The 382-nt window shown below is 43.2% G+C and carries 1 protein-coding gene; it reads left to right on the top strand.

Annotated features, from left to right (window positions below):
* Positions 1–96 precede the first annotated feature (96 nt).
* Positions 97–382, top strand: a 286-nt coding sequence (locus AK963_RS30720) for a hypothetical protein (RefSeq protein ID WP_139117852.1), incomplete at its 3' end; no start/stop codon positions are given.

Here is a 382-nt window from a genome sequence, read left to right as displayed (position 1 = left end):
GTCAGCTTAGTAAAATATTTAACTTTCTGGAACTATCAGACTTGCAGACCACCCCAAAAAGCTATACTTAACGACAGGTCATTTTGGACTGGTGTTTTGAGGACTTTTTACGCCGGTGATGACAGCATTACGTTTGATGAGTTTATAACGGGTGTTCAAAGTGCCTTCATCAACATTAGTAACACCCTCGGCGCAATGCGTTCCGCTTTTGAGTTCACCAGTAATACCGCCAAGCTGTTTTTCAACACCTTCACGGGTGCAGTAAAAGGCTTTGCGGCAGGCATTCTCAATGTATTAGCAACCATTACTTATGGCTGGCAGAAAATCTTTGAAGTTACCGGGCTCGAAACATTAGAGAAGAAATTTGCCGCAACCACGAACT

Origin of the sequence: Endozoicomonas atrinae (assembly GCF_001647025.1) — a bacterium.
Lineage (GTDB): Bacteria > Pseudomonadota > Gammaproteobacteria > Pseudomonadales > Endozoicomonadaceae > Endozoicomonas > Endozoicomonas atrinae.
The sequence above is the reverse complement of the archived record's forward strand: the minus strand, read 5'-3'. Positions and strand labels throughout refer to the sequence as shown.